Raw genomic sequence first — 8,952 nt, 5'->3', positions numbered from 1 at the left:
CCCCCCCCCAGCCGATCCCGAAATCGATCCGCGCGTTGATGAAGGCCGATCTGATTTCCTGATCGCCCGATAAGTGATCGCCCGATTTGTGATCGCCTATCGACTCCACCAGTCGCGGCGATAGATTGCGGCCTCGACCAACCGATGAGGCCATCATGTCGCGCCCGCCGCTTCCGCCCTTCACCCGTGAGACCGCCGCGCAAAAGGCCCGCATGGCCGAGGACGCCTGGAATTCACGCGACCCGGTGCGGGTCTCGCTCGCCTATACCGAGGACAGCCGCTGGCGCAATCGCTCAGAGGTCTTGCAGGGCCGCGAGGCCATCGTCGCGTTCCTCACCCGCAAATGGGAGAAGGAGCAGGACTACCGCCTGATCAAGGACCTCTGGGCCTTCGACGAGAACCGCATCGCCGTGCGCTTCCAGTACGAATGGCACGACGCGAGCGGCCAGTGGTATCGCTCCTACGGCAATGAGCAGTGGGAGTTCGACGAGCACGGGCTGATGAAGCGCCGCGAAGCGTCGATCAACGACATCGCCATTGCGGAGAAGGACCGCCGCTTTCATTGGGCCGCGCCGGGGCCGCGGCCGGCCGATGTGCCGGGATTGGGGGAGAGTCCGTTCTGAGGCGCTTCCTCTCCCTCTCCCCGTTCTTACGGGGAGAGGGTTGGGGTGAGGGGCTGCTTCAGCAAATTCGATGGCAGACGGACTCGCGGGAGAGTCCCCCTCACCCGGATTGGATCTTCGATGCAATCCGACCTCTCCCCGCAAGCGGGGCGAGGTGAAGTCTCACCGCCTTGCCAGAAACCGCGTAATCGCCCCACCGAGCTTCGCATTGTCCATCGGCTCGGCTAGCGATGCGCGCGCCGTCGCCACCACGTCATCCGGAGCCTTGCCGTCGCGCAGATCGCAGCACACTTGCGCAAACGCCACGTCGAACTCCGGGTGCGGCTGCACGGTCAGCGTCGTGCCATTGGCGTAGAGCAGGCCGGCATGCGGGGTGAACTCCGACGACAGGATCGTCAGCGCGTCGTTGGGCGGCTCGATCACCTGATCCTGATGTGAGGCGGCGATTGCAACCTCCTCGCAGGCAATGACGCCGTTCTCCGGCAGCACCTGATAGACGTGCCGGCCGATGCCCCAGCCTTTCTCCGACTTGCGCACGGTGCCGCCGAGCGCCTGCGCGATCAACTGATGGCCGAAGCAGATTCCGACCATCGGCGTCTTGTTGGCGTAAGCGGTACGGACGAAATGCTCCAGTGGCGCGATCCAGTCGAGCCCGTCATAGACGCCTGCTGCCGCGCCGGTGATCAGCACGGCCTCGAGCTTGCCCGGATCGGGAAGCGCGTCGCCGTTCGGGATGCTGACGACGTCCACCGTGGCCGTCGGGTCCTCGGTGCGGACCATGCGTTCGAACATGTCCGGGAACGAGCCGTGCTGCTCCCGATATTTTTGCGGGACCTGTCCGGTCTCGATGATGGTGATGCGTGCCATGTGCCCCCCGGAAGGTTGCGAAGCCAAAGCGCGATGAGATCAGAATGAATCGTCATCGCGCTTTGTTTGTTGTTCAAGCATGATCTTTCCGGAGAACCGCTTCACACTTTTCCGGATCATGCTCAGCCGCCTTCTGCCCTATATTGCTGGTGTGACGCTGTACGCTCCAGCAGTGCACTTTCCTTGCGGACCTCGTTGAGAAAGGCCTTGGCCAGGCGCGACAGCGGCTCGGCCTCCGACCATAGCATATAGGCGACCGCGTGCGTCGTCGGCGTGAACGGGCGGACAACGAGGCCGCTGCCGCCGTTCTGTCGCGGCGAGTAGGGATCGACCACCGCGGCGCCGACGCCGGCGGCAGCTAACACGCAGGCCGTGTTGCAGTAGCGCACCTCGACGGTCGGCTGAAACGGCGCGCCGGCGCGGGCAAAACTGTCGCGCACGGCTTCACCCAGCCGCGTGCCGCGTTCGAGCCCGATGAAAGGCAGGCCGGACAGATCCGAAGCCGAGATCACGGGCCTTTCGGCGAGCGGGTGCTGCGGCGGCAATACGCACACCATCTCGCCGGTATGCACCACCTCGTGCGCGATGCCGGGATGATGCGTCAGCCCGAGCGCGAAGCCGAGCTCGGCGACACGGCTGAGCACGCCCTCGATGATGCCCTCGTAGCGGCGCACGTCGAAGAACACGCGCGTTTCCGGGCGACGCCGCAGGAAGCCTGACAGCGCGGAGGGGATGATGCTGTAGGCCAGCGGCGGCGTCGCCACGATGGCAAGGTGCCCGGAGCGGTTCTCGCGCAGATCGCGCACGCGGTTCTCGAGTTTTGCGTGCAGCGCGAAGATCGCCTCGCTCTCCTTGTACAGCGCCATCGCTTCCGCGGTCGGAAACAGCCGGTTGTTGACCCGCTCGAACAGCGCGAAGCCCGCCTGCGCCTCCATCGTCTTCAGCGCATTGCTGACCGCGGGCTGCGAGAGGGCCAGTTCGTCCGCCGCCGCGACCGTGGTGCGGTGGCGGATGACGGCGCGCAGGATTTCGAGCTGACGCAGGTTCATATCACTGCTGATTATACTCAGGGCCAAAACATCATAGCAGAATGAATTGATTTTGCAGCCCCGCTCGCCCGTAATGGCAGCGGATTTGCACGTCGCATCAAAGGGTTCATTCGCCCATTGAGGCAGCACTGCGCACAGATTGGAGGCAAACTTGGTTCGTGTCCTTCGCGCCGCCGCCGCTCAAATGGGGCCGACGCAAAAAGCCGATACGCGCGAGCATACGTTGTCGCGGATGCTTGCACTGCTGGAGGAGGCGGCCGGCCGCGGCGCCAGCCTCGTGGTGTTCCCCGAGCTTGCCTTCACCACCTTCTTCCCGCGTTGGCTGCTCGAGGGTGAGGCGCTCGACAGTTATTTCGAGCGCGGAATGCCGAACCCTGCGGTGGCTAAACTGTTCGATCGTGCGCGGGCGCTGCGCGTCGGCTTCTATGTCGGTTATGCCGAGCAGACCGCTGACGGCCGCCGCTACAATTGCGCCATCCTGGTCGATCGCGACGGTGAGATCTTGGGCCGCTATCGCAAGGTTCACCTGCCGGGTTCGGTGGAGCCGCGGCCGGGCGCACGTTACCAGCAACTCGAGAAACGCTATTTCGAATATGGCGATCTCGGCTTTCCCGCCTTCCGCGCCGGCTCGGCCTGGGCCCACGCCATCATGGGCATGATGATCTGCAACGATCGCCGCTGGCCGGAATCCTGGCGCGTGCTCGGCCTGCAAGGCGTCGAGCTTGTCTGTATCGGCTACAATTCGGCTGCCTACGATCCCAATGGCGGCACCACCGAAGACGGCGCCCTGCGCACCTTCCACTCGACATTGGTGACGCAGGCCAACGCCTACATGAACGCGACCTGGGCGATCTCGGTGGCGAAGGCGGGCGAGGAGGACGGCTCCGGACTGATCGGCGGCTCCTGCATCGTCGATCCGAATGGGCGCATCGTCGCGCAGGCGCAGACGCTCGCAGATGAAGTGATCGTCGCCGACATCGATCTCGACCTGTGTCGCCAGGGCAAGGACAAGATGTTCAACTTCGCCGCCCACCGGCGGCCGGAGCAATACAGGGTGATCACTGAACGTGCAGGCGTCATCGAGCCGGCCGTTCTCGATGCGGATTGATTTCAAACGGCCGGTCGCGGCGTTGGCAAAGGAGCTGACATGACACGCCTTTCGCATTTCCTCGCCCTTGCAACCCTGGCTGCCGCGACGTCGGCACAGGCGGCCGAGCTTCCCGCGGAGATCAAGCAGGCGGGCACGCTGAAGCTCACGGTCAACTCCACCTATGCGCCGATGGAGTATCGCGATCCCGCGACCAATGAGCTGGTCGGGCTCGACATCGATCTTGCCAACGAGCTCGCCAAGCGGCTCGGCGGCCTCAAGATCGTCTGGAGCGAGACGCCGTTCGCCGAGCTGATCCCTTCGCTGCAGACCAAGCGCGCCGACTTCATCATGTCCGGCATCTCGGACCGGGCCTCGCGGCGCGAGACCGCCGATTTCGTCGATTACCTCCAGACCGGCCCGCAATTCTTCGTCGTGGCGGACAATGGAGCCAAAGACGCGACCGATCTCTGCGGCAAGAAGGTCGGCACCACGCGCAGCACCAGCTTCCCGGTCGAGATCGAGAAGTGGAGCAAGCAGAATTGCGAGCCGGCCGGCAAGCCTGCCATCCAGTACGTTCCGGGCGAGAACTCGATCGACGTCCGCAACCAGCTCAAGCAAGGCCGCATCGATGCCGCCGTGCAGGGCAGCGAGACGCTGCCTTACGCGCAAACGCAGGAGCCCGGCAAATACCGCGTCGTCGGCGAGCCCTTCGCCAAAGGCTATCAAGGCATCATGTTCCGCAAGGACGATGCCGCCCTGCGCGAGGTCGTGACCGAGAAGCTCACCGCCATGATCGCCGATGGCTCCTATAAGGCTGTTCTCGACAAATGGGGCTTAGGGGCCAACGCGGTCGCCCAGCCTATGCTCAACGCGGCGCCGCAATGAAGCCGGCGCCGGCACTCGCGGAAGGTTTCCCTGATCTGTCGGGGATGAGGATCGCGCGCGAGCCGCACTGGTTTCGCTGGCTCAGCGCCGCGCTGATCATTCTCGTGCTCGCGGCCATTGCGCGCGCGTTTGCGAACGGGCAGATCGAATGGTCCTATGTCAGCCGCTTCCTGACCGCAAAAGTCATTCTCGAAGGCATCGTCAACACCATGGTGATGGCGGTGCTGGCGATGACGCTCGGCATCGTCCTGGGCATCATCGTCGCGATCATGCGGCTGTCGCCCAATCCGGTGCTGAAGACGGCCGCCGCCGGCTACACGTGGCTGTTCCGCGGCACGCCGCTGATCCTGCAGCTGCTGCTCTGGTTCAACCTCGCGCTGGTGTTCCCGACCATCGGCATTCCCGGCTTGTGGAGCGCGCGCGCCGTCGACGTCATGACGCCGTTCCTTGCCGCGCTGCTCGGGCTCGGCATCAACCAGGGCGCCTACACCTCCGAGGTGATGCGCGCCGGCATGTTGTCGGTCGACATCGGGCAGTATGAAGCGGCGCAGGCGATCGGCATGGGACGGTTGCGCGCGTTGCGCCGGATCGTGCTGCCGCAGGCGATGCGCGTGGTGATCCCGCCGCTCGGCAACGAGTTCATCGGCATGGTGAAGGCGACCTCGCTTACGAGCGTGATCCAGTATCCGGAATTGCTGCATAACGCCGAAAACATCTACTACGCCAATTCCCGCGTGATCGAGCTCTTGATCGTCGCCGGGCTCTGGTACCTGCTCGTGGTCTCGATCCTGACCCCGCTCCAGATGCTGCTCGAACGCCGTTTTGCGCGCGGCACATTGCGGCTTGCGCGATGACAAAGCCCCTCGTCGCGATCCGCTCCGTCGCCAAGAATTTTGGCGAGTTCCAGGCTCTCAGAAGCGTCTCGCTCGACGTCTGGCCCGGCGAGGTGATGTGCCTGATCGGCGCCTCCGGCTCGGGCAAGACCACGCTGCTCCGCTGCATCAACCAGCTGGCCACGATCGATGCCGGCGGCATCTGGCTCGACGGCGAATTGCTCGGGGTGCGCGAGCAAAGCGGACGGCTGCACCGTCTCAGCGAGCGCGAGATCGGGCGGCAGAGGCTGAAGACCGGCATGGTGTTCCAGCGCTTCAATTTGTTTCCGCACAAGACGGCGCTGGAGAACATCACCGAAGGCCCGGTCCAGGTGCAGGGACGCAAACCCGATGAGGTGCGCAGGGAAGCGCTCGAGCTGCTGCGCCGCGTCGGATTGTCCGCGAAGGCGGACTGGTATCCCGCACAACTCTCGGGCGGCCAGCAGCAGCGCGTCGCCATTGCCCGCGCGCTGGCGATGAAGCCGATGCTGATGCTCTTTGATGAACCGACCAGCGCGCTCGATCCCGAGCTCGTCGGCGAGGTTCTTGCCGTGATGAAGGAACTGGCGAAGAGCGGCATGACCATGATGGTGGTGACGCACGAGCTCGGCTTCGCGCGCGAGGTCGCTGATCGCGTCGTCTACATGGACCAGGGCGCGATCGTCGAACAGGGCCGCGCATCGGACGTATTGGGCGCCCCGCGCGAGGAGCGCACCAGGGCTTTTCTTTCCGCTGTGATCTGAATGGGAGCGTGTTGATGAAGAGACTTTTGGTTGCGGCAGCGTTCCTCGGCGTCATGAACGCGTCGGTGATGGCGATCGATCTGCCCGCGGAGATCGCCAAGCGGGGCAGCATCAAGGTGGCATTGGTGCCGAACTATCCGCCGATGGAGTTCCGCGATCCCGCAACCAACGCGCTGTCCGGCTTCGACATCGATCTCGGTGAAGCCATCGGCCGCAAGCTCGGCGTCAAGATCGAATGGACCGAAACCAGCTTTGCCGAGTTCATGCCGTCGATCTCGACGGGGCGCGTGGACGCCATCCTGTCCGGCTTCACCGACTATGCCAGCCGGCACGAGGTCGCGTCTTTCGTCGATTATCTACGCAGCGGTCCGCAGTTCTTCGTGCAGCAGTCGCGCAAGGCTGAGTTCAAGGACGCCGCATCGCTCTGCGGCAAGAAGGTCGGAGCCAGTCGCCGCACCATGTTCCCGGCGCAAATCGCGGCGTGGAGCGAAAAGAATTGCGGCAGCAGTCCGATTCAGTTCGTCGGCACCGACGGCTCAGCCGACGCCCGCACCCAGCTCAGGCAGGGCCGCATCGATGCCGCCGCCCAGGGCAACGAGACGCTGCCTTACATCATGGATCTCGAGCCCGACACCTATGCAACGGTGGGCGAGCCCATCGCACAGCAATTCACCGGCATTGCGCTGCCGGTCAAGGAAAAGGCGCTGCAGCAGGCGATGCTGGAGGCAGTCGACGCGCTGATCGCGGACGGCACCTATCGCACGCTGCTTGCCAAGTGGAAACTGACGGACAACGCACTCGAGAAGGCGACCATCAATGCTGGACAGTAAAGCACTCCAGAGCATCCCGCTCGTCCCGGCCAACACCGCGGATCCCGCGCCGGACTATCCCTGGCCGAAGCCGTACAATTCGGCGATGTTCCTGTCGTTCGACGTGGACGCCGAGAGCGCGTGGACCAGCAAGGACGCAGGTCACGCCCAGCGGCTCATCACCATGAGCTATGGCGGCTATGAGGCCCGCGTCGGCACGCCCAAGCTGCTGGAGCTGCTCGACCAGCTCGATCTCAAGGCGACTTTCTTCGTCACGGGATGGTCGGTCGATGCGCATCCCGCGATGGCCGAGTCCATCCTCAAGGCCGGTCACGAGATCGGACATCACGGCTATCATCATCTGCTGCCCGATCCCGGCGATCCCTGGATCGAGGAAGAGCTGGAGCGCGGTTTCGAGGCGCTGAAGCGCCGGCTCGGCGTGAAGCCGATCGGCTATCGCGCGCCCTATGGCGAGTTCACCGAGGAGCTGCGCGTCGCGCTGGTGCGTCATGGCATCGTCTATACCTCCTCGTTCCGCGACGATGTGCGGCCCTATCGCCATCGACTTGCCGACGGCAAGCCCGGCACGATCGAGCTGCCGGTGACCGCGAGCTATGACGACTGGATGCATGGTCTCTCCGCCCGCTTCAGCCCGCGCTCGATCTTCCCCAAGGAACATGTGCTCTCGATCTGGAAGGACGAGCTGGACGAGGTCCGCGACTGGGGCGCGATGGTGACGACGGTGCTGCATCCGCAATGCAGCGGCCGCCCGATGCGGCTGCGCCTGTTGCGCGAGTTCCTGACTTACGCAAAATCCTGTCCGGATGTCTGGATCACGACCGGCGAGAAGATCGCGGAAAACTTCCTGCGGCATGAGGCCGGTAACCGTTAGGGAGCGCCATGACCCGCATCCTCGTCATCAACCCGAACTCCTCGACGTCCGTGACGGCGGCGATCGACGAGGCGGTCGCGCCGCTGCGGATCGCCGGCGGGCCTGACATCGAGGTCGTCGGCCTTGCCGAGGGGCCGCCGGGCATCAGCTCGCAGCGTGATGCCGATAGCGTCGTCATGCCGCTGGTGAATCGTGTGTCGCGCGACGACGCCGATGCCTTCGTGCTCGCTTGCTTCAGCGATCCCGGTCTGCATGCGGTGCGCGAGGCTGCCGGCGGCCGCCCGGTGCTGGGCATCGCCGAGTGCGGCATTTTTCGCGCGCTGATGCTCGGCGAACGTTTCGGCATCATCGCGCTGTCGCCGTCGAGCATCCGGCGCCAGCAACGGATGGTGCGGGTGATGGGCGTCGACGGCCGCTATGCCGGAAGCTGGTCGGTCGGCGCGAGCGCTGCCGAGACCGCAGCTGCCGATATCCGGGGACGATTGATCGGAGCCGGCCGCGCGCTGGTCACGCAGTGCCGTGCCGACGTCGTGGTGATGGGCTGCGCCGGCATGGCCTCGCATCGTGTGGCGATCGCGGATGCGATCGGCGTGCCCGTGGTCGAGCCGGCGCAGCAGGCGGTGGCGGCTGCGATCGGCGCGATCTTGTTGAATACGTAAGACCCTTCAGGAGCCTTCTGTAATGCCCATCTCCCGCCGTTCGCTCCTCAAGGCCGCCGCAGCCATGCCGGCACTTTCGTTTCCGGGCATCGTCCGCGCCGAATCCCAGTCCACGCTGCGCTTCATCCCTGTGATCGATCTCGCCTTCGTCGATCCCATCTACTCGACCGCGCAAGTGTCGCGGAACCACGGCTTCATGGTCTACGACACGCTCTTTGGCATGAGCGCCTCGCTCCAGGTCTCGCCGCAGATGCTGTCGGGCCACGTCATCTCCGGTGACGGGCTGCAATGGGATCTCAGCTTGCGCGACGGCCTGTTCTGGCACGATGGCGAGCGCGTGCTCGCGCGCGACTGCGTGGCGAGCATCCGCCGCTGGGCCGCGCGCGACGGCTTTGGCGGCGAGCTGATGGAGGCGACCGACGAGCTGTCCGCCGCCGACGATCGCACCATCCGCTTCCGTCTC

General features: G+C 64.9%; 11 protein-coding genes. 9 read left to right on the top strand and 2 right to left on the bottom strand.

Annotated elements, in window-relative coordinates:
- The first annotated feature begins 155 nt into the window (after window positions 1-155).
- Window positions 156-623, top strand: coding sequence for a nuclear transport factor 2 family protein (locus tag IC66_RS0137840; protein ID WP_038951054.1), 468 nt, complete (start codon window positions 156-158; stop codon window positions 621-623).
- A gap of 162 nt (window positions 624-785) precedes the next feature.
- On the opposite strand, the gene IC66_RS0137835 is transcribed toward IC66_RS0137840, so the two are convergent.
- Window positions 786-1,490, bottom strand: a complete 705-nt coding sequence (locus IC66_RS0137835; protein WP_028140372.1) for a type 1 glutamine amidotransferase — start codon at window positions 1,488-1,490, stop codon at window positions 786-788.
- Between the two features lie 122 nt (window positions 1,491-1,612).
- The gene (locus tag IC66_RS0137830; RefSeq protein WP_028140371.1) at window positions 1,613-2,539 is read right to left on the bottom strand and encodes a LysR family transcriptional regulator; all 927 of its coding nucleotides are present in this window, start codon (window positions 2,537-2,539) and stop codon (window positions 1,613-1,615) included.
- Window positions 2,540-2,690: 151 nt separating this feature from the next.
- Between IC66_RS0137830 and IC66_RS0137825 the strand changes: the two genes are divergently transcribed.
- The 8 genes from IC66_RS0137825 to IC66_RS0137790 all read left to right on the top strand — a co-directional run.
- Complete coding sequence (locus IC66_RS0137825) at window positions 2,691-3,647, top strand: N-carbamoyl-D-amino-acid hydrolase (protein ID WP_083859389.1); 957 nt, start codon at window positions 2,691-2,693, stop codon at window positions 3,645-3,647.
- A gap of 39 nt (window positions 3,648-3,686) precedes the next feature.
- A complete protein-coding gene (locus IC66_RS0137820; RefSeq protein ID WP_038951052.1) occupies window positions 3,687-4,514 on the top strand; it encodes an ABC transporter substrate-binding protein in 828 nt (275 codons plus the stop codon).
- Entirely contained in the window at window positions 4,511-5,368 is an 858-nt protein-coding gene (locus IC66_RS0137815) for an amino acid ABC transporter permease (RefSeq protein ID WP_038951051.1), read from the top strand. Before IC66_RS0137820 ends, IC66_RS0137815 begins: the two co-directional genes overlap by 4 nt.
- On the top strand, window positions 5,365-6,129 hold the full coding sequence (locus tag IC66_RS0137810; RefSeq protein ID WP_038951050.1) for an amino acid ABC transporter ATP-binding protein: 765 nt from the start codon (window positions 5,365-5,367) through the stop codon (window positions 6,127-6,129). The genes IC66_RS0137815 and IC66_RS0137810 overlap by 4 nt, the downstream gene beginning before the upstream one ends.
- 14 nt (window positions 6,130-6,143) lie before the next feature.
- The gene (locus IC66_RS0137805; protein WP_038951049.1) at window positions 6,144-6,959 is read left to right on the top strand and encodes an ABC transporter substrate-binding protein; all 816 of its coding nucleotides are present in this window, start codon (window positions 6,144-6,146) and stop codon (window positions 6,957-6,959) included.
- The gene (locus IC66_RS0137800) at window positions 6,946-7,830 is read left to right on the top strand and encodes a polysaccharide deacetylase family protein (RefSeq protein WP_038951048.1); all 885 of its coding nucleotides are present in this window, start codon (window positions 6,946-6,948) and stop codon (window positions 7,828-7,830) included. The genes IC66_RS0137805 and IC66_RS0137800 overlap by 14 nt, the downstream gene beginning before the upstream one ends.
- Window positions 7,831-7,838: 8 nt before the next feature.
- A complete protein-coding gene (locus IC66_RS0137795) occupies window positions 7,839-8,489 on the top strand; it encodes an aspartate/glutamate racemase family protein (protein WP_038951047.1) in 651 nt (216 codons plus the stop codon).
- A gap of 22 nt (window positions 8,490-8,511) precedes the next feature.
- The coding region (locus IC66_RS0137790) for an ABC transporter substrate-binding protein (protein ID WP_038951046.1) at window positions 8,512-8,952 on the top strand (441 nt) is incomplete at its 3' end.

The organism is Bradyrhizobium genomosp. III (assembly GCF_000261705.1).
GTDB lineage: Bacteria > Pseudomonadota > Alphaproteobacteria > Rhizobiales > Xanthobacteraceae > Bradyrhizobium > Bradyrhizobium ottawaense.
Note: the sequence above shows the minus strand (reverse complement) of the source record. Positions and strands in the feature narration are given on the sequence as shown.